This is a genomic window from Autumnicola lenta, assembly GCF_031846515.1.
Taxonomy (GTDB): Bacteria; Bacteroidota; Bacteroidia; order Flavobacteriales; family Flavobacteriaceae; genus Autumnicola; species Autumnicola lenta.
Genome location: NZ_JAVRHO010000004.1, coordinates 1 through 20,954 on the forward strand (window position 1 = coordinate 1; position 20,954 = coordinate 20,954).

Genomic DNA, 20,954 nt, shown 5'->3' on the forward strand with positions numbered 1-20,954 from the left:
GCTTCCTCTAAAACATCACTGCTTCCGCTGTAAGCGGCTGCAAATATACACCTGAATTTAGATTACACAAGCACCCTTACCATCTTTTTTTATCTTTTCTTTAAGAACCTAGCCTAACTCATTGAAAACTGCTGTTTTAAACCTGAAACTTTTTTTCACTTAAAATTGAAAGCTCCAGCCTTACCCTACGTCGCAGTCCAAATTTGGCAAATATTGGCCTTCTCCTTAGTATATGTAGTACAAGCTATCCTTTAAAAATTCGGTTCCTGCTTCAAATGATGGTTTTTACCCTTCCGGCTTTATCTGCTCTCGCTGATAAAGCCACCTTCCCTTGAAAAAAGGGAAGGAGCTATACGTAAAAAGAGATCATGCTTCCAAAACGGCAGTTATCGGCACTGGATCTGCAAGGTTTTTTAGAACCTTGTCAATCTGAGTTCGAGGTATGCTGTTCAAATTCTTTTTTCAAGAAGATCAGCGGTAAAGCCACCTTCCCTTCAAAAAAGGGAAGGAGCTATGCTCGAAAAAAAGATCATGCCTGTAAAATGGCAATTATTGGCACCAGACCTGCAAGGTTTTTAGAACCTTGTCAATCTGAGTTCGAGGTATGCTGTTCAAATTCTTTTTTCAAGAAGATCTGGAGCCAGAATCAGAAATTCCTGCTTCAAATTGTGGTTTTTACCCTTCCGACTTTATCTGCTATCGCTGATAAAGCCACCTTCCCTTCAAAAAAGGGAAGGAGCTATGCTCGAAAAAAAGATCATGCCTGTAAAATGGCAATTATTGGCACCAGACCTGCAAGGTTTTTAGAACCTTGTAAATTTGAGTTCGAGGTATGCTGTTCAAATTCTTTTTTCAAGAAGATCAGCGGACTGAGTTCCTTCTAAATCATGTTATTCACCCTTCCGGATTTATCTGCTATCGCTGATAAAGCCACCTTCCCTTGAAAAAAGGGAAGGAACTATACGTGAGAAAAAAATACAACACTTTAAACTTTTTCACTTTTCACTTTTTCACTTTTTTTGCGTTAGGGATAGGAGCGGCATCCTTATAGCGGGATCTATGCCGAAATTTGACAATTTTCGACCTCCTTATATACACCTCACTTCTCCCCCTACTCCAAAACCGCTATAAGATACAGCGGATAGCCCGGCCGCGACCTTTTCCGGGAGCGGAAACGCCCACCTCAAAAGCAAAAACTTATAAGAAGAAATTCCAAACCAGTCCGAAACGGACAAGAAAGTCGGTATATGGGTAACCGGGAGCAGAAAAATGATTGTTTCCCATAATGAGCGAATTAAGATGCTCCAGCTTAAAGAAAATCCTGGTCTGCCGGACTTTTCCATTGAAAAAGAAGTCTACAACGGGAAATCCGCCTAAGTTTTGCTGATCCTGGACAAAGAATTCTGCTAAAACCGGATCATATCCATTCATTTCGTACTTTGAAAAATACTTAAATGTAAATCCTGTTTGGAGATATAAAGCCCTTTGAAACCAGTGGTCCTGGTAATAAAAGGAATTTCTTGTCACGAAATCTGGCAATTTAAGCACATCTGCACCATCCATAACATTCTGGTACATGAGCGTATGATACATTCCAAATTTTCCGAAATCGAATTCCCGCTCTGCGCGTAACTTTAGATATCTTACCTGGTCTCCATACTGAAATGGCTTTACTACCCCAACATCAGTCAGCGCAAAGTAGGCATAATTCTGGATCTGGGTAAGATTTGCTGTGGCATCAAAAAGTTTCTCAGAATTTATCCTGAAATGGAGATTCTGAGAATTGATATTATCATAATCGTTCTGCCAATTATAATTTATATAGTCACTCTGGTAAAGCAGGTAGTTATAATTGGCATTTTGACTGCTTTGCTTAAAACCAAATTCTATTTGATTTTCCTCGTTTAGGGAATAGGAAGCATTAGCTATTACAAAATTACCCGAGAAATCATCTCCAAGGTTTAACGATGCTTTGGCATCAACATGAAATCCTGCTATATCTTTTTCATATTCACCCCCCACAGAAACCACGGAGCCAATTAACCTATTGGTGATTTTTTGATCCTCCAGAATGTAAACCGAGTTATATCCATAATTGTAACGGTTATATCCTGCGCGGAATTTAAGTCTCCCAAGAATGTTGTTCCTGAATTCAACATTGGCTTCGTTATACACTTCTTCGAGCCGCGTTTGATCACGAAGATTACTGCTCTCAAATGATTTTCCAAAAACCTCCTGCACTGCGGATTCCTGCGAAAACTGAAATTTCTTATAATTAAAATTAAAGACATGACCAAGAGACAAGCTGCTGAGACTATCTGAAGCCGGATTGGTTAGGAAATACTTGTGGTCCAGATAAAAGCGCTTTCCATTTAAAGTGCTTTGTGCATTTTCGAACCGGACATCTAAAAGAGACCTGTCATCAAACTCCTCTTCCTCTCCTATATATTGTTCCAGCGCCTGCTCAGACAAGCCTCCATTTTCTTCATTCAGAAGATCGTGGGTGACAAAATGGGTGCGGAGTTGGTACTTATTATTCTCTGTACGATAGTTGGCTGTGGTACGAAAAATGCCGGTACTGGTGAGGATATGCTGAAATTTACCCAGGGCGCGCACTCCTTTATATGCTACTGAAAAGTTAAGTCTATCGCTCGTATTTACAGTGAAAAACGCATCCAACTGTTGCCCCTGCTCGGGGACGGTTTTAAAATAGATTTCTGTAAATGGTGTGGGAACGCGGTAATAATTAATATCCTCAGTTTCAAAAAAGCCGAAATGCCTTGCCTGCGCTACAAACTGCGGCATAATTTTATCAAATTCCGGGTCATGGCCTAGAGAAGTATAGGTTTGTCCTGTATTGGAAAAAGGCAAAAGTTCGAAATTATCCTTGCGAAGATAATTGAACCGATAATCTTTTTTAATGTTAAGGGTGGTATCTACGTAAGTAGTATCATTTTTATAAGAAATAATCTGGTACAAATCGATGGGAGGTACTGCAACAGAATCTGCTTGTGCCGCTCCGGTTTCATCAGCGTTATTTCCTCCGGGTCGCGAAAGGGTTCTTTCCTGAGCTTGTGAATACAGTGAAACGAAAAGTATAATAAGAGTAAAAAAGACTTGTTTCATTACTTATTTTGAGATAACACAAAAGTATAATATTAAATGAATTGAGCCAGAAAATGGTTTAAACAAAAAAACCACCCCGAGGGGTGGTTTTTTAACCAGATTATTGGTTTATTTATTATTCTTCAGAATCATCTCCTTCAGAATCATCTCCTTCAGAATCTTCTTCACCTGCATCATCTCCAGAGTCGTCAGTATCATCCTCTCCTTCGGAGTCAACAGTATCGTCACCTTCCAAACGTATAGTTTCCAAGAAAGCTGCTCCCCAAGTGGTGCCATCAATTTCAGTTCCATCCTGAACTAAAACAGGTCTTATCATAATTTGCTGTTCACAAGCGTTGATTCTACCAGTACCCTTAATGCTATAAGCTGGTTGAGGATCTCCTTCATATGTAGACGTAATATAAGGCTGTTCAGGTATTGTGATCACACCTGTTTCCATATTTACATCAAACGTAACTGGTTGGTTTGTAACTATTACTTCTCCCCACCAGTCCTGAAACCATTGAAAAACCAGACCATTTATCATAAGATCTCCTTCTTCATTACGGAACGTCTCAACCTCGGTTGTATAGCCGTAATCCTCACTCCCCGACCCAGTACCTGTAAAGGAACCGATGTAGTCGTTAATGTCTATAGCACAAACTTTAGACACACCAATTGTTAAAGGACTACCTGTGTATAAATCTTCATCCTCAGGATCTAAACTTAAAATTAAGTTCCCTCCTGCATTAGCAAGATTGTTATCTGTTAAAGTTACAGTAAATGTTCCTTCATTAGTGTTTGCAGGAATTGTCACAGAAGCGGGAATAGAATAGGACTCAGCATTTAAAGTAGAAGAACCTGCCACTTCGACTGGAATGGTTCTATCCGATCCTGTAACGTTAGCAGTGTAAACAGTAATATCATATGAGGCATCACTATTTTCATTGACAGAAAAGTCCAAAGGACCTGTTTCGAAAGAAACATAATTGGGCGCCGTAAATTCATCGTCACTTTCACATCCTGTAAAGAAGGAAGTGGAAACAACCGCAGCCATTATTAGAAAAAACTTTTTCATATTATTATGTGTATTTTATGGAATTAATAAATGGTTACGAGAGGCACATTAACTGTGCCTCTCAAACCTTATTATTCTTTACTGTTGAGTAATATTCGGATTATTCTGAATTTCGCTAAGCGGAATTTCAAAAGTCAATCTATCAGCATTATATGGTATAGCTTCCCCAGCATTAGTGAGATGGTTTGGACCTCTCACAATAGTAGCTTGGTTTCTCTTCATCGCGAGGTAACTTTTACCTTCACCCCAAAGTTCAATTCTTGTCTGAAGGTAAATTTGAGCTTCAAGAGCTGCACCAGAAAGATTGTCTACATAAGAAGAATCATCTACCCTTTCATCCAAAAGAGTTTTCAATGTTTCTCTTGCCTCCGCTTCATTACCAGTCTTAGCGGCAGCCTCAGCATGCAACAAATACATTTCAGCAACTCTCATATAAAGGTAATCTGTAGTAACATTACGTTGCCCTCCAATTTCACGAGCAGGTGCATAGAACTTGTTTATTGGATACAAAACACCATCACTATAAGCATCTACAAATTGCGCTTTACGAACATCATCTGCAGGAATAGCATCGTACAGTAGCGCATCTATAGATTTTGGATCACCTGCCCATGCGTAGCTATAAGTAAAAAGGTCTACCTGACCCCACCATGAAACTAAATCAAGTCCCTGATCAAGAGTGATATCCACACCCCACATCCATCCTGAAGTATTAACATCGTTAAAGCCACCACCATAAGGATCTGTATCAGGTCCATCATGACGCATTCTAGCCACTTCTTCAGCAGTCATAAGAGAAAAACCACCGTTATCGATAACATCGCGAGTTAGAGTTTCAACTTCTTCATAATTCCCCATAGCAGCATAAACGTATGCTAATAAGCCTTGAGCAACTTCTTTATTAATTTCCTGCTTTGCAGATCGGTTATAGCCATCTAAAAGTTCAATAGCATCCTGCAAGTCAGAAACCATAACATCATAAACCTCTGAAGTCGGGCTTAAAGGCTGGGCTTCTACAGCAGTTGTTGTGTAAAGAGGCAAAATAGGCTCTGAAGGATTATACTCCTCTGAAAAATATTGTGCAAGATAGAAATAACCATAGGCTCTTAAAGCTTTTGCCTGTCCCATAAAGTATTGCCCTTCTTCTGTTTCCGGCACAGCGTCGTTACCACCAAGTTGCTCAATAACTAAATTGGCAGAGAAAACTATCCTATAGTAATATCTCCAGACTCTGTAATTCTCTATATCTGTATAATCTATTGTAGCTTGCATTTGGGAAATACCAGAATACCATCCGTAGGTTAATCCTGCCAAAACCATATCTGCAGACAATAAATCTCCGTAAATATCATAACTCTTTTGTCCGAAATCATCATGACCTGTCGTTCCACCGGTCTCGGTATTATACATTAATGCATAAATACCGGAAATGTTTGCTGCCTGAAGCTCAGGATTCTTTTCAGAAAATTCAGCAATCTGCCTGCTGGAAACGAACTCTGTTGGTTCGGTTTCCAGAAAATCTTCGCTACAGCCGGTAAAAGCAAGAGAGGCAATAGCTATTCCTAAATAATATTTAATTTTCATTTTTATTTTTTTTTAATTAAAAGTTCACTCTTACACCTGCAGTAAATGTTGAAAGGGGAGAGTACCTGTAAGTATTGGACTGTCCTGCCTCTGCAGTAGATGGATTAAATCCATCTCTTTCAGACAATAAGAATAAATTATCTCCGCTAAGGGAAATAGTCAGTGAATTCAATCCCATACTTTCAGTAAAAGCACCTGGAACACTGTAGGCCAATTGCACGTTATTAAAAGCAAGGAAATCTGACTTAGTTATAAATCTTGTTGAAGAACCTGTTACATCTGAATTTGGTTCTAGGTTATTAGACAAACGAGGAACGCTAGTCATATCTCCAGGCTGCTGCCATCTGTTAAGAATATCTGTATGCCAGTTATTATTACCTACAACCCTGTTGTGCATTAGACTTGCATAAGCACCATCGTAAGAATAACCTCCAATGCTGTAAAGGAATTGAGCACTTAAACTAAAACCTTTGTAACCTGCAGCCAAATTAAACGCACCACGTACATCTGGAATTGCAGACTGCCCTGTATAATGTTCTGTGGCCTGTGAATAAGTTTTTGTAGTAGACTCCATAATATCACTTTGTTCCACATCAGGGTTATCTTCAAGATAGTTCAACATATTATTAATTTGCTCGCCAGTCTGGAATGATCCGTCCCCGTTAGCATCTACATAATACACTTTCCAAAGAGATCTACCATCTGCAGGATCAACACCAACAAAATCCCTTACATAAAAGTCATAGATTGAATGACCTGCAGACCTACCATAAAGACCTTGCTGATCCAAAACTTTTGGCTCCTGTGTTTCAGGATCTATAGGCATTCTTAACAATTCGTTTTCAATAATCTCTCCATTTACAGATATATCGAAATAAGCGTCTGTAGTTTTAATAACATGTGCTGAAAGATCAAATTCAATACCCTGGTTTAACAACTCTCCATCATTTACCGTAATAAGAGCCCTACCACTGGAAGGTTGAATTCTTCTTTCAAAAAGAAGGTCGTCAGTGTTCTTTCTATAGTAATCTACAGATCCATCCAGGAATCTTCCCAGGCTAAATTCAACACCGGTCTGGAACATTTTTGAAGTTTCCCAGGTTAGATCCGGGTTTCCAACGGCATCAAAAGAAAAAGTTGGTCGATCGTTTAAGTTACCAATATCAAATCTGTCATATCCAGGATAAAAACCTATACCACCCTGTTCTCCAATAAGACCATAACTAGCCTTTAATTTCAGGAATGTAAAAAGACCCTGATCCTGCATAAATCCTTCATTCGAAAGCACCCATGCACCACTTACAGATCCAAAATTATCCCATTTATCTTGTAAGAACCTTGAAGAACCATCCCTTCTGGCACTACCAGAAAGGAAGTATCTGTCATCGAAGTTATAGTTAATCTGCCCAAAGAAACTTTCAAGAGTAAAATCATCTGTATAAGAACCCGGAAGGGAACTACTTACAACAGCATTATTTAATTCTGTTCCATCAGGATCAATAAGGTTGTTTTTAGACACATATAATGTCTGTCTTGCCCAGGAATTACTTTCGTGAGCAACAAGAGCATCTATACTATGTCCACCAAAACTCTTGCTATATCTCAACAACTGTAAAAAGTTGTAAGTAAAAAGTTCTGTTTTCTCTTTGTAAATAGAACCTCCCTGACCAGCACTAGGACCGTAAAATGGATTCTGAAGACTATTAAAACTGTCGTTATAGTACTGTGTACCAAATCTGGTTTCTAAACTTAACCCGTCAGTAATGTCTGCTTTTAAGAAAGCATTAGTATTAAATTCGTGTCTTTTGGAATTACTACCACTATAATTAGCATCTGCAATAGAGTTGGTAAGCGCTCCAAAACCACGTCCCTGACCATAATCGTACTGTGGACCACCATAAATAGGATCGTCTACTATGTTACCATCTGCATCACGCAGAAACAAAGGGTAGATTGATGGAATATTATCTACAAACCAGAACACACTCCCAGAATCCTCAGACTGACCATTATTATTTGTTTCTGAAAGTGAGTATCCCATATTTACAGAACCAGAAAGCCAGTCTTTAACCTGATGCGTCAAGTTTAAACGACCTGAAATCCTTTCAAAATCTGAATCTATGATGTACCCAACATCATTAAGATAACCCACAGATGAGTAATAACTGGTAGTTTCATTACCTCCGCTAATTTTAAGGTTAGCTTCAGTTCTTGTTGAAGTCTGGAAACCATAATCTTCCCAATCTTCCGGATCGTATCTTCTGGTCACACCAGGCCTTACCATTCTTGTCTCAGGATCAATTAATTCACCTCCATCTGCAACATTCCACAAATTATATCGTGGATCAATACCGCTTCCTGAAAATAAATTTGCATTAGCATAAGCAACCGGGTCCCTACCTTCGGCAGCACCACGATTATAAAGACCTTCCCAACCAAGAGCAATATATTGCTCTGGAGAATCTATTGTATTATAACGAGGCAAAAGACTAAAGTTAACACCAGTTCTTGTACTAACCTCAACCATTGATCTACCAGCTCTACCTTTTCTGGTAGTAATTACAACCACACCATTTGCCCCACGAGCACCATAAATAGCGGTTGCGGCAGCATCTTTAAGAATAGTGGTAGACGCAATATCCTCCGGGTTAATACCGGCAAGACTTACATCCCCAGCAGGGTTATCTGCAGTACCAGGATTATTAGCTGCATAAGGAACACCATCTACTACATAAAGCGGAGAAGTGTTACCATTTACAGAACCAATACCCCTTATACGAATATTTGGAGTACTACCCGGCTGTCCTGAATTGTTGATTACCCTAACACCGGCAACTTCACCAGTTAAAGCCTGGGCAACGTTAGAAACGTTTTTACGGTTCAACAATTCGGCATCAACAGTTTTCGCACTACCGGTAAAAGACTGTTTTGTACTGGTACTATAACCAGTCACCACCACTTCTTCCAAAGCTGCAGCATCAACGTCAAGTTCAACATTAATACTACTACCCGCTCCCACTGGAACTTCTTGTGTAGCAAAACCAATGTAACTAAAAACCAAAACCTGATCCTGATTTACGGAAATACTAAATTCCCCATCAAAATCAGTCTGAACACCTCTGTTACTTCCCTGAACAATTACATTTACCCCGGGTAGAGGCAAACCTTGATCATCTGTAACTGTACCGGTGACAGTTTTTTCCTGCGCAAAGGTAATTTGCACGACCAACGCCAGTAACAGCGTCAGCATTCCATTTAATCTTCTTTTCATTATTATTTAATTTGAATTAGCCTGCGCCAAAAATCATAATAAATTACTAATAAAACAAAATATATTTGATTTTTAATTTCTTAAAACCCCAACATCACTCTGAGTTCATCGCTTATTTTGTTAAATTTGGCATCGAAAACGTTAGCGCATAATTCTTAAATATGCTTAAAAAATTTAAATCTTCTTTTAGTGTAGCAGGAACAGATGAAGCAGGCCGCGGATGTCTTGCCGGACCGGTCACTGCTGCTGCTGTTTTACTACCTCGCAATTTCCGGCATGTACTTTTAAATGATTCAAAAAAAACAAGCCTTAAAAATCGCAATATTCTAAAAAATGAGATTGAGAGGCGAGCCGTGTGTTTCGGTGTATCACATGTTTTTATGGACGAAATTGATGAAATTAATATCTTAAATGCTTCCATTCTTGCCATGCACCGGGCGATCGAAAAACTATCTAACTGTCCCGAACATATTTTAGTAGATGGAAACCGATTTAAGCCTTATAAAAACGTTTCTCATGACTGTATTATTAAAGGAGATGGCAAATATCTATGTATTGCAGCGGCTTCAATTCTTGCAAAAACGCATCGCGATGCCTATATGGAGAAAATTCATGAAGAATTTCCTATGTATAACTGGAAACAAAATAAAGGCTATCCAACTTTAGAACACAGGGCAGCAATAAGAGAATTCGGCATCACAAAGTACCATAGAAAAAGCTTTAGACTTTTACCGGAGCAACTGGAACTGACGTTTGACTCATAAACTTTGAACCTATATATCGATGAAGAGACTTGTATTCTTCTTTTTTCAACTCTTATTATTTACCGCATGCTCAAATGATGCGGAAGAAAAGCTTCCTATCGAAAATTTTATTCAGGAGGATGCTTCTGTAATAATTCACTCACCCGATTTAAAAGAATTTTTGGCGCAGGTCTCTACAAACCCTGTTCTTTCCAATAAAGCTACAAAGCTCAGGGAATTTAAGGATCAGCTGATTTTTCTAGAGTACATAGATAGTATAGGAGAAACTCTTATCAGTTATCGTGATTGGAAAAATCAAGGTCACTATTACCTGCTGGCAACCACAGGACAGCCAAAAATTAATCTGGATTCTGTCGGGAATAAGTCTTTGGAGACTATGAAGTCCGAAAATTGGCAAATTAAGCACTATACTATAGAAGGAGTCAGCACGTATGTTTCAGAAAAAGGAGGAAATTTTCTGGCCAGCAATTCCCGACAAGTGCTGGAGCAAAGCCTTCAGGATAAGAACGGTGCTGAAAATGGCAGTTTTCAGCAGTTATTTGCTGCGACAGATCGTTCTAATACTTCAGTTTTTATAAATCATAACCTTACTGAAGGTTTTCAGCACTTTTTTGAAGTTCTTCAATTTAATACAACTCGAAAAATGGCAAATTGGAGTGCTGTAGACATAGAACTGGAAGAAAAAGCATTAAAAATAAACGGAATTGCCATTACCGCGGAAGATTCTGCTTCAGTTTTGAATATTTTCGATGGCGCAGGAGTAAACAGGAATGAAATTGCACAGGTAACACCCTCTTCGGCTTCAGGTTTTCTCTCTTTCACCTTTAACAATGCGGAAATACTTCAGCAAAATCTGAAAAAGGTAGGGAAAGATAGTATTAATGAAGCTACAGCGCCTTTTTCTGAAGTAAATGAAATGGGTTTTATATATATGGACGGGAATTCTCTTTTTATACTGAAGTCCCTTAATATTGAAGAAACCTTTCAGAAGATGCGTTCTAAGAGCAGTGCCGAAAATGACAATTATCGCGATACAGAAATCTACACCATTAATGAAAGTCCGGAATTCCGCAGAAGTTTTTCTCATTTAATTACTATTGAAGATCCAAAACACTTTATAAGGCTGAATAACTTCCTGATTTTTGGCAATAACGTAGCTGATTTACAAAAAGTAATAGCCGATTTTCAGAATGACAATTCTATGAGTGAAAAAGCATATTACCAGGAGGCGATGGAGAAACTTTCTTCAGAATCTTCGATGCTTCTGGTTGCAAATGGAAAGCAGTTTTTACCATTGCTCGCCAGCAGTGTTTCTGAAGAATTAAAAACTAACGTCCTTAATATAGAACTTGGAGATTATCGTATTGGCGCAATACAATTCGTCCAGGAAGACGATTTTGCTCATATTCATGGGATTTTACAAGCATCGGAACAAACACAAGTGTCCGGCGCAGCCCCTGAAGAAGTATTCTCTTTCTCCCTGGAAGCGGAACTGGCTACCCGTCCTTTTTTCTTCAGAAATCATCTCACCAATCAGATGGATATTGCGGTGCAGGACGTGAACAATACGCTGTACCTCATCTCCAACAAGAAAAATATTTACTGGAAGAAAACTTTAAAAAGCAGGATTACCGGAAATATTCACGAAGTAGACCTCTTCAAAAATGGCAAATTTCAGCTTGCATTCAGCACACAAAATTCTGTGCAGGTTCTGGACAGGAATGGGAACACGGTGAAACCTTTCCCTCTTCAGTTTAATGATGCTATTACCCAGCCGCTTTCGGTTTTTGATTACGACAAAAATAGAAAATATCGATTTTTGGTAACACAGGGAGACAGAGTCTATATGTACAATGGAGACGGGAAAGCTGTTAAAGGATTTGACTTCAACAAAGCGACTTCAGAAATAACGAATCCGCCGAAGCATATACGGATTGGCACCAAAGATTACATCCTGGTTTCTGAAGATTCGGGAAAAATAAATATCCTGAGTCGGCAGGGGAATGTACGTGTTCCGGTAACGGAAACTTTTGGTTTATCCGGAAATGAGTGGTATGAATACAACGGAAAATTCATTTCCACAAGTGATATCGGGGAGTTAATAAGTATTAGTCAGCAAGGAAATGTGCAAAAAGAAAATAAAGATCTTGCCGAAAATCACTATTTAAATGCAACTCCCAAGACTTTAGTAACGCTTTCGGATAATATTTTGACAATAGAAGGACAAAAAGTAGAGCTTAATTTTGGACTATATACAGAACCTCAGATTTTCTATGTTAATAACCGGGTTTTAATTGCGGTGACAGATACGCAGGCAAAACGAGTATATGTCTTTAATTCTAACGCTGAACTTTTAGAAGGTTTTCCGGTTTACGGCACTTCTCAAATTGATCTTAATAATGCAGACCTCGATAGAAACCTGGAATTTGTGGTGCAGGGAGATGATAGTACGCTGTTATACTATAAATTTTGATCGGTGTTCTTCCGAAGAAGAGTAAAAACAATTGATTTTAGAATATTCTGTAACCCAGGCTCAAGGTGAAATCTTTGCTGTGGCCAACATTATATTGGCGTGTCCTGTAGGATTTACCGATGTGGTATCTACCCTCCAAACTAAAAGATTTAAATGAATATCCCACACCAAGTAAAAAGCTTGCTGAACCAGAATCCTTAAGATCAAAATTTGTATTTAAACTAGATCCATCTATTCTTGTGGCTTTCGTTGAAGACTTTAATATCCTCCCAATTGCAAGACCACCATTGAGGAAAAAATTTGAATTTTCTTTAGAGATAATGTAATATCTAAAAGCCAGCGGTATTTCTATAGCAGAATAATCTACTTCAAAATATCCCTCGACTCGTGCATAGCTGGCATTAGGATTGGAAGGCACAGATGCAACAGTAAAGTAAGCTACACCTTTATCTTTAGTTTCAAATTCATAATAAGTCGGTTCAATAAAAAACGACCATTTTCTTTTAAGAAATGGAAAGAAATATTCGGCTTCCATTCCCAACCTTAGGCTTGTTTGCAATTGCCCTTCAACAGCATTACCATATTCTCTCTGGTCCATTTTTAAAGCCGAAACACCAACACCCAATTTTAGCTTGACATTAAAAAAATCTGTATCCTTTCTTTGGGTAAAATCCTGGTAATTAGAATTGCTACATTTATTATAATTTACAAAATAGCGCACAAGTTCTCCACGCCTGTAATCCAGGTTTTTAAAAGAATTAATAGTAGCAGAAGGACACTTTACATCCTGCCATAGCTGCTGCTTATACCTGGTATTGATCCCGACTTTATTATCTGGCGTATTGTATTTCTTATAAATAAGCTGCTCCGGATGCGATCCTTCTACTGAATAAAAAAATCGTTCCAAACCTCCTTCACGATAAAAATAGAGATTTGCTGCCCCTTCAACAAGGCTCTGTAAAAACAACCGCTCCTCCTGAAAGTCTGGATTCCTGTCATTGCTCAATCTGGAAAAATCATTAGTGCTTCTGTCCATCCTAACATCCACTCTTTTATACTGATAATGTTCCGGCACCCCAAATTCACGTACATGATCTATGGTATGTATTTTTACTTCTCCATTTTCTGAAGTTTTATAACTCACATCCCGCGGGTTATTTATCCATACCTCATTTTTAATTAAAGCATTAATAGTATCCCCGGTGTTATTAATTACGTAGCCCTTCTGAAAGTCGTTTTGTGCATAGGTACAGAGACAAAAGAAGGTGAACAGGACAATAAGTTTATTTTTCATTTTTGTGATGTGAAGAACCCTGATGATGAAGTTCTTTTGTTAAATATTTTAACAAAAATAGAAATATTCTTTAGCTGACCTCATGGAATCTACAGAAATAAAAAAATTATATACCTGGAAGAACCTGTAAGAGATACGGCGAAAATCTGACCAGGATTATTGGAAGGTTTTCAGAATTATTTTCAAATTAATTCCGCCTCAAAAAGATCTGCGAAATGTTTTAATAATTTTTCCTGAACTTCTGGCAACGGAATTTCTTTTTTACCCAATTCTACGTTTAAAGAAGTAACCGCTTTATCTTTTATTCCACAGGGAACGATATTATCGAAATAACCCAAATCGGAATTCACGTTGAGCGCCAGCCCGTGCATGGTCACCCAGCGGCTTGCCCTTACCCCCATCGCACAGATCTTCCTCGCGAAAGGCGTATTTACATCAAGCCAAACTCCTGTTTCGCCTTCACTCCTTTCGGCTTTTAGTCCGTATTCCTTCAGCGTTAGGATCACTGCTTCTTCCAACAGGCGTAAATATTTATGAATATCGGTAAAAAAATTATCGAGATCGAGAATGGGATAAGCCACCAACTGCCCGGGGCCGTGATAAGTGATATCGCCTCCCCGGTTAATCTTATAAAAACTGGCATTTTTCTGTTTCAGTTCTTCTTCAGAAATCAGCAAATTCGCAGCGTCACCACTTTTTCCCAAAGTATAAACGTGTGGATGCTCGACGAGCAAAAGATAATTTGTAGTTGCTTCATTTAAATTTTGCCGGCGGTTCTTTATTTTCTTGTCCAGCGTTGCTTTAAAGAGCTTTTCCTGGTACTCCCAGATTTCCTTGTAATCTTTAAGCCCGAGATTCTGAATTTCTATTTTCCTGTTCATTTTTCTAGCTCTTTGGATTATTCAGAATAATTAACGCGGCAATCACACCCGGGATCCAGCCCAAAAGTGTAAGGATAAGAACAATCACTATTGAACCACAACCTTTGTCATAGACCGCCAGCGGAGGAAATAAAACCGATAAAACAACGCGCCAGATACTCATTTTACTCAAATTTTTCGGCACAAAGATAGAATTAAAATTTCGGCTTTCACTGGCATTGGTGGATAGCCTGATTGTCATTATATTTGCACCTGCCAAAGGTATAAGCCGGGCGATAATTGACAAAATAACATCATGCAACTATCTGAACAGGAAATTGTAAGAAGGGAAAAACTATCTGCCCTTAGAAAATCCGGAATCAATCCTTATCCAGCCGAACTTTTCCCGGTGGACCACACTACTTCTGAAATAAAGTCCGATTTTGAAGAAGGAAAAAAAGTGGTCATCGCAGGTCGGTTAATGTCGCGACGTATCCAGGGAAAAGCCTCGTTTGCGGAATTGCAGGATTCAAAAGGAAAAATTCAGGTTTATTTTAACCGCGATGAAATTTGCCCGGGTGAGGATAAAAGTAAATACAATGATGTTTACAAGAAGCTGCTCGATATTGGTGATTTTATAGGCATCGAAGGCGAACTTTTTAAAACTAAAGTTGGGGAAATGACGGTAATGGTAAAAGATTACAGCCTTTTGAGCAAATCTTTGCGCCCGCTGCCACTTCCTAAAACCGATAAAGAAGGAAATACTCATGATGGTTTTAAAGATCCTGAACATCGTTACCGCCAGCGTTATGCCGATTTAGCGGTAAACCCACAGGTAAAAGAAATCTTTATAAAACGCACGAAATTATTTAATGCAATGCGGAATTTCTTCAACGACAAAGGTTATTTTGAAGTTGAAACTCCTATCCTCCAATCTATTCCCGGAGGTGCTGCGGCGCGGCCTTTTATCACGCATCACAACGCACTCGATATTCCGCTTTACTTAAGAATTGCGAATGAATTGTATCTAAAGCGCCTAATTGTTGGGGGTTTTGACGGAGTTTATGAGTTTTCAAAAAACTTCAGAAATGAAGGAATGGACAGGACCCATAATCCGGAATTTACCGCAATGGAAATTTACGTAGCTTATAAAGACTACAACTGGATGATGGATTTTACCGAAAAACTTCTCGAACATTGTGCGATTGCTGTTAACGGCACAACAGAGGCAACTTTTGGAAAGCACCAGGTAGATTTTAAAGCTCCCTACAAGCGTATCACAATGATTGATGCGATAAAAGAATTTACCGGTTATGATGTTACCGGAAAATCTGAAAAAGAGCTTTTTGAAGCTGCCAAAGAAATGGGAATAGAAGTGGATGAGACGATGGGTAAAGGAAAACTCATCGATGAGATTTTTGGTGAAAAATGTGAGGGCAATTTTATCCAGCCTACATTTATTACAGATTATCCCAAAGAGATGAGTCCGCTTTGTAAGGAACATCGTGACAATCCGGAATTGACGGAGCGTTTCGAGCTAATGGTCTGCGGAAAAGAGATTGCAAACGCATATTCTGAATTAAATGATCCTATAGACCAGCGTGAGCGGTTTGAAGAACAACTGAAGCTTTCTGAAAAAGGAGATGACGAGGCAATGTTTATCGACGATGACTTTCTTCGTGCACTGGAATACGGAATGCCTCCAACTTCGGGACTGGGAATTGGAATGGACAGGTTGATCATGTTTTTAACCAATAAACAATCCATCCAGGAAGTATTATTCTTCCCGCAAATGAAACCAGAGAAGAAAGCTCCCACCCCAAAACCGGAAGATTTTATCAAAATCGGGGTCCCGCAGGAATGGGTAGATGTGGTGATGCATGAATTTGTAAGCGTTTCCAAATTAAAGGAAAATAAGCCTACACAAGTGCACCAAAAGCTTAACGGATTAAGGAAGAAAAACAAATTGCCTATAGCCGCCCTTCAACTGGAAGATGTTGAAAAGTGGTTTTAGGTGGTGCTAATTATAAACCTCAAAAGGCTTCGACAGGCTCAGCCCGACTAATCACGTCACACTGAGCCTGTCGAAGTGAAGGATTCGAAAAAATTAGCTTTAGAGAAATCTGGCATAATTGTAAAACAGAAACCCTCTCTTCCAAAAAGAACGAGGGGGTTTCTGTTTTAGATTAGCCGAAGCTTTATTTTGGGCCAAATGTATTGCTAAATTTATTTCCTATCCCACTAATGCCATCATCAGCTTTGTTACCTTCATCCTTTTTTTCATCAGGCTCATCATTAAGGTATTTGTCTACCTGTCCAGCAATCCCGGGGGGTAATCTATCTTTGAGAAAAGATGCTACTGTTCTCACTGCAGTTTCTGCCTGTGATTCTGTAATTCCTGCTTTTTGGGCTACTAATTGCACTACTTTTTTCATAATTTACTTTTTTATTTTACTCTTCAATTTAATCAGTAAATACCATTTTTCCCAGTCTTAAACAGAGCTTAACAAAGGATTATCACACTGTCCTTCAAAGTAGTATCAACTTCATACGGAGCAAGATCTATAGAAACAGACGTCCTCCTTTGGAAAAATTCCAATTAAAATATCTCTGTACCCTTTCTCCAATTCATATTATTTAACTTATTTTTAAACCATTCAGGCTTTGACGAGTCAAAGAAACAACGGGAGATCATCTTGTTCTATCATTCAGATCTCCTGTTAAATAAACAAACCCTCAATTAAAAAATTCATGATTAAAAATTTTTCTTACAAGGCGCTACTTGTGGCTTTGTCTGTATCTGTTTCCGGTTGTGCTGTTTTTCAGGCAGGAAAAACTGAAAACGCTCAAACTTCAGCAAATACAGAAGCCAAAAGCAAAGACAAGCTAAAGCCTTACAAAAAAGTAATCACCAAAGATGCAAAAACAGATGAAGGCATGTTCACGGTACATAAAGTGGACGATAAATACTATTATGAAATTCCGGACAGTCTCTTTAACCGCGAAATGCTCACGGTGACCCGGATTGCGAAAACTGCCAGCGGAATTGGCTTTGGTGGTGGAAAACAAAATACTCAGGTTCATAAATGGGAAAAGAAAGGTGACGATGTTTTGCTTCGCGTAGTTTCTTATGAAGTTTACGCGGCAGATTCTTTACCGGTGCACGAGGCTGTGGTAAATTCTAATTTTGAACCAATCCTTCAGAAGTTTCCTATTCAGACCGTACGGAAAGATTCGGTTTATAATAATGTGGTTATTGACGTTACTGCACTTTACACCAAAGATATTATGGCGCTGGGCCTTCAGGATGATGAACGGGAAGAATATAAAGTATCCCGTCTGGACGAGGATCGTTCTTATATCGATACCATTAGAAGTTATCCCGAAAACGTAGAAGTAAGGCATGTAAAGACCTACAATGCCGGAAACCCTCCTTCTAACAGCAGTTTAGGTTCTATTTCTTTAGAATTCAGTAATTCCATGATTTTACTGCCAAAAGAGCCAATGGAACGTCGCTATTTCGATCAACGTGTTGGCTGGTTCGCAAGAGAACAGACAGATTATGGTCTGGATGCTCAAAAAAGTGAGGAAGTCCGTTACTTAGACCGTTGGAGACTTGAGGTAAAAGAGGAAGACATGGAGAAGTTCAAAAGAGGCGAGCTGGTAGAACCAAAGGAACCTATCGTTTATTATATAGACAGAGCCACTCCAAGAAAGTGGGTTCCTTATATCAAACAGGGAATTGAAGACTGGCAGGTGGCTTTTGAAGAAGCAGGCTTTAAAAACGCAATTATCGCTAAAGACCCACCTTCTAAAGAAGAAGATCCTGACTGGAGTCCTGAAGATGTACGTTATTCGGTAGTACGTTATCTTGCTTCCCCTATTCCGAATGCAAACGGGCCACACGTGAGCGATCCGCGTTCAGGAGAAATCCTGGAATCAGACATTAACTGGTACCATAATGTAATGACGCTGTTGAGAAACTGGTTTTTTGTACAAACGGCTGCAATTAACGAAGATGCACAAAACGTTGCCTTTAAAGATGAAGTTATGGGACGCCTAATCCGTTTTGTTTCTTCTCACGAAGTTGGTCACACGATTGGCCTTCCGCATAATATGGGAAGCAGCGTTGCTTATCCGGTAGAAAAGCTACGTGATCCTGTTTTTACGGCAGAATTTGGTACAGCTCCTTCTATTATGGATTATGCACGTTTTAATTATATCGCACAGCCGGGAGATGGTGATGTTGCTCTAATGCCAAATATCGGCCCATATGATAAGTATGCTGTTAAGTGGGGTTACCGTCCTATTCCGGAGAAAGAAGGAAGAGAAGAAAAAGAGATTCTTGACCAATGGATCCTGGAACATGCCGGTGATCCTATGTATCGCTTCGGAAGACAGCAAAGTGGCGGAGTAATAGATCCAAGTTCACAAACTGAAGACCTTGGTGATGACGCTGTTCTTGCAAGTGAATATGGAATTAAAAACCTGAAGCGTATCCTTCCAAATCTATTGGAATGGACTGCAGAAGATGGAAAGGATTATGAAGATCTGGATGACCTTTACGGGCAGATTGTAGGCCAGTATAACAGGTACATGGGTCATGTTGCAGCCAGTATTGGAGGAATTTATGAAAATTACAAAACCTACGATCAGGAAGGTGCAGTTTATACTCATGTAGACAAAGAGAAACAACAAAGAGCTATGAACTTTTTACACACTCAGCTCTTTGAAACTCCTGAATGGCTCATGGATCCTAATATCTTTAATAAAGTTGAATTCGACGGAAATATTGAAAGGATAAGAAGTATGCAGGAACGCGCGCTTAATAACATCCTCGATTTCGGAAGAATGGCGCGATTGATGGAAAATGAAGAAGTTAACGGCAGCGAAGCTTATTCCCTACTAAACATGATGACCGATCTTAGAAAAGGAATCTGGAGCGAATTATCTTCAGGAGGAAAAACAGACAGGTATCGCCGAAACCTTCAGCGTGCATATCTGGACAGGATGGAGTACTTAATGACCAAAGAGCAGGCAGAGATTCCGGCGCGATATAGAAGTTGGGTTACGCAGAGCAGTATAGATGTTGCCCAAAGTGATATACGTCCGGTAGTACGTGGAGAACTTAAAGCCCTCCAAAGGCAGATAAGAAATTCTGTTTACAATTCTGGTGATACGTTAACCAGGTATCATTTACAGGACGCTCTGGAACGTATAGATTTAATACTGAATCCTATTGCTAAAGGATAATTACCCTTAACAAATGTAGAAGCCTGCCATTTTTTAGTGGCAGGCTTTTTTTATGAATGTCTTTTTTGCAACGGAAATTACGTTTTTCCAGTAAAAACGTAGGTTAAGGAGTACTTTATGGTTAACGCTTTTTCACAATACTTCCCATTATCTAAACTAATTTTTAAACCGCTTTAAGATTCGAGTTAAAGTAAGATTAAACAGCCCCCAAAATTTCACCGGGCTTTTAAAATTTCACAAATTGGGCTTTATAATTTATTAACCGTAAAATAAAAAACTATGAAATCTATGATGAATTTTGAAAAGTACAGTAAGTACTTCTTTGCTTTAGTCTTAATGGTAGGACTGGCAAGTTGCGACGAAGATGACGACGTAATAGAACCTATACCAGACCCAACTGGAAGTATTATTGCAAACGACCAAACCCTTACTAATAACATGATTATGGTGCAAAGCGTTACTGTTGGGCAGGATAGCTGGTTAGTAGCGCTACATGCAGATGAAGAGGATACTAATAATTTTATTACTGATCCAGAAATGATTGAAGGAGATGATATTACAACAAGTGATATTATGCTTGTCCTTAATGAAGATGCGAATCTTATGATGGGTGAAAATGAAATCGTCCTGAAACTTTATGCTGATGATGAAGATGGTATTCTTGGCGAATGGGATATTGATGATGATCCTATCACCGATGATACCGGAGCCCTTGCAACTGAAATGATTACAGTTACTATGGAAGACACTGAAACCAGTGCTTTTGCTGATTTTGACACGAATGCCGATGGAAATATCGATGAAGATGAATTTGATGCTTTCTATGACTATGATTACACTGCCTGGGATATCGATGAAGACGGGGTTTTAGATGAAGATGAATTTTATACTGTCAACTTCGCAAATGCCGATACAGATGATGATGATGTCCTAAGCGAAGATGAATGGAATACTGGTTATACAACTATGTATGGAACATATTACGACGATGAAGATTTCTCAGTTTATGATACAGATGAGGATGGTTTTCTAAGTGATGAGGAATGGAACGCAAGCCTTGTTGACTCTCCATGGTTTGATGAGTATGACGCAAATACTGATACCTATGTAGATGTCAATGAGTATAGAACCGGTCTTTACAACACCTGGGATACAGATTTTGACGGGTATCTAAATGAGAGTGAATATAATGTTTATAGTCCTTACTATTATTCCTGGTAATAACTTAAGCAAACTAGAAAATACAAGCCGGTAAATAATTGGCTGGTAATT

The 20,954-nt window shown here is 39.0% G+C and carries 13 protein-coding genes; 5 read left to right on the plus strand and 8 right to left on the minus strand.

The window, feature by feature from the left end; all coding sequences use genetic code 11:
• Positions 1-1,197: 1,197 nt before the first annotated feature.
• The 4 genes from RM545_RS03395 to RM545_RS03410 form a co-directional block, all read right to left on the minus strand.
• The gene (locus RM545_RS03395; RefSeq protein ID WP_311493912.1) at positions 1,198-3,126 is read right to left on the minus strand and encodes a putative porin; all 1,929 of its coding nucleotides are present in this window, start codon (positions 3,124-3,126) and stop codon (positions 1,198-1,200) included.
• 115 nt (positions 3,127-3,241) lie between these two features.
• Positions 3,242-4,183, minus strand: a complete 942-nt coding sequence (locus RM545_RS03400) for a hypothetical protein (protein ID WP_311493913.1) — start codon at positions 4,181-4,183, stop codon at positions 3,242-3,244.
• A gap of 78 nt (positions 4,184-4,261) precedes the next feature.
• On the minus strand, positions 4,262-5,767 hold the full coding sequence (locus RM545_RS03405) for a RagB/SusD family nutrient uptake outer membrane protein (protein ID WP_311493914.1): 1,506 nt from the start codon (positions 5,765-5,767) through the stop codon (positions 4,262-4,264).
• A gap of 16 nt (positions 5,768-5,783) precedes the next feature.
• Positions 5,784-9,038, minus strand: coding sequence for a SusC/RagA family TonB-linked outer membrane protein (locus RM545_RS03410; protein WP_311493915.1), 3,255 nt, complete (start codon positions 9,036-9,038; stop codon positions 5,784-5,786).
• A 161-nt stretch (positions 9,039-9,199) separates the two neighbouring features.
• Between RM545_RS03410 and rnhB the strand changes: the two genes are divergently transcribed.
• Complete coding sequence (gene rnhB, locus RM545_RS03415) at positions 9,200-9,802, plus strand: ribonuclease HII (RefSeq protein WP_311493916.1); 603 nt, start codon at positions 9,200-9,202, stop codon at positions 9,800-9,802.
• 19 nt (positions 9,803-9,821) lie between these two features.
• Positions 9,822-12,275 carry a DUF3352 domain-containing protein gene (locus RM545_RS03420; RefSeq protein ID WP_311493917.1) on the plus strand — a complete coding sequence of 818 codons (2,454 nt, stop codon included), beginning with the start codon at positions 9,822-9,824 and terminating at the stop codon, positions 12,273-12,275.
• A 37-nt stretch (positions 12,276-12,312) separates the two neighbouring features.
• On the opposite strand, the gene RM545_RS03425 is transcribed toward RM545_RS03420, so the two are convergent.
• The 3 genes from RM545_RS03425 to RM545_RS03435 form a co-directional block, all read right to left on the minus strand.
• Positions 12,313-13,569 carry an outer membrane beta-barrel protein gene (locus RM545_RS03425; protein ID WP_311493918.1) on the minus strand — a complete coding sequence of 419 codons (1,257 nt, stop codon included), beginning with the start codon at positions 13,567-13,569 and terminating at the stop codon, positions 12,313-12,315.
• 182 nt (positions 13,570-13,751) lie between these two features.
• Positions 13,752-14,450: a lipoyl(octanoyl) transferase LipB gene (lipB, locus tag RM545_RS03430; protein ID WP_311493919.1), complete on the minus strand. Its 699-nt coding sequence runs from the start codon at positions 14,448-14,450 to the stop codon at positions 13,752-13,754.
• 4 nt (positions 14,451-14,454) lie between these two features.
• Entirely contained in the window at positions 14,455-14,613 is a 159-nt protein-coding gene (locus RM545_RS03435; protein WP_311493920.1) for a YqaE/Pmp3 family membrane protein, read from the minus strand.
• A 132-nt stretch (positions 14,614-14,745) separates the two neighbouring features.
• Here RM545_RS03435 and lysS point away from each other — a divergent pair, with 132 nt between their 5' ends.
• Positions 14,746-16,443, plus strand: coding sequence for a lysine--tRNA ligase (gene lysS / locus RM545_RS03440; protein ID WP_311493921.1), 1,698 nt, complete (start codon positions 14,746-14,748; stop codon positions 16,441-16,443).
• A 184-nt stretch (positions 16,444-16,627) separates the two neighbouring features.
• On the opposite strand, the gene RM545_RS03445 is transcribed toward lysS, so the two are convergent.
• A complete protein-coding gene (locus tag RM545_RS03445; protein WP_311493922.1) occupies positions 16,628-16,864 on the minus strand; it encodes a DUF2267 domain-containing protein in 237 nt (78 codons plus the stop codon).
• A gap of 316 nt (positions 16,865-17,180) precedes the next feature.
• Between RM545_RS03445 and RM545_RS03450 the strand changes: the two genes are divergently transcribed.
• The gene (locus RM545_RS03450) at positions 17,181-19,682 is read left to right on the plus strand and encodes a zinc-dependent metalloprotease (protein WP_311493923.1); all 2,502 of its coding nucleotides are present in this window, start codon (positions 17,181-17,183) and stop codon (positions 19,680-19,682) included.
• A gap of 279 nt (positions 19,683-19,961) precedes the next feature.
• Positions 19,962-20,903, plus strand: coding sequence for an EF-hand domain-containing protein (locus RM545_RS03455; RefSeq protein WP_311493924.1), 942 nt, complete (start codon positions 19,962-19,964; stop codon positions 20,901-20,903).
• The last annotated feature ends 51 nt before the right edge of the window (positions 20,904-20,954 follow it).

What these genes read in the sequence shown, in the direction of transcription:
- RM545_RS03455 (WP_311493924.1), top strand. Translation starts at nt 19,962, where the DNA reads ATGAAATCTATGATGAATTTTGAAAAGTACAGTAAGTACTTCTTTGCT.
- RM545_RS03450 (WP_311493923.1), top strand. Translation starts at nt 17,181, where the DNA reads ATGATTAAAAATTTTTCTTACAAGGCGCTACTTGTGGCTTTGTCTGTA.
- RM545_RS03395 (WP_311493912.1), bottom strand. Translation starts at nt 3,126, where the DNA reads ATGAAACAAGTCTTTTTTACTCTTATTATACTTTTCGTTTCACTGTAT.
- RM545_RS03410 (WP_311493915.1), bottom strand. Translation starts at nt 9,038, where the DNA reads ATGAAAAGAAGATTAAATGGAATGCTGACGCTGTTACTGGCGTTGGTC.
- RM545_RS03405 (WP_311493914.1), bottom strand. Translation starts at nt 5,767, where the DNA reads ATGAAAATTAAATATTATTTAGGAATAGCTATTGCCTCTCTTGCTTTT.
- lysS (WP_311493921.1), top strand. Translation starts at nt 14,746, where the DNA reads ATGCAACTATCTGAACAGGAAATTGTAAGAAGGGAAAAACTATCTGCC.
- RM545_RS03400 (WP_311493913.1), bottom strand. Translation starts at nt 4,183, where the DNA reads ATGAAAAAGTTTTTTCTAATAATGGCTGCGGTTGTTTCCACTTCCTTC.
- RM545_RS03425 (WP_311493918.1), bottom strand. Translation starts at nt 13,569, where the DNA reads ATGAAAAATAAACTTATTGTCCTGTTCACCTTCTTTTGTCTCTGTACC.
- RM545_RS03445 (WP_311493922.1), bottom strand. Translation starts at nt 16,864, where the DNA reads ATGAAAAAAGTAGTGCAATTAGTAGCCCAAAAAGCAGGAATTACAGAA.
- rnhB (WP_311493916.1), top strand. Translation starts at nt 9,200, where the DNA reads ATGCTTAAAAAATTTAAATCTTCTTTTAGTGTAGCAGGAACAGATGAA.
- RM545_RS03435 (WP_311493920.1), bottom strand. Translation starts at nt 14,613, where the DNA reads ATGAGTATCTGGCGCGTTGTTTTATCGGTTTTATTTCCTCCGCTGGCG.
- lipB (WP_311493919.1), bottom strand. Translation starts at nt 14,450, where the DNA reads ATGAACAGGAAAATAGAAATTCAGAATCTCGGGCTTAAAGATTACAAG.
- RM545_RS03420 (WP_311493917.1), top strand. Translation starts at nt 9,822, where the DNA reads ATGAAGAGACTTGTATTCTTCTTTTTTCAACTCTTATTATTTACCGCA.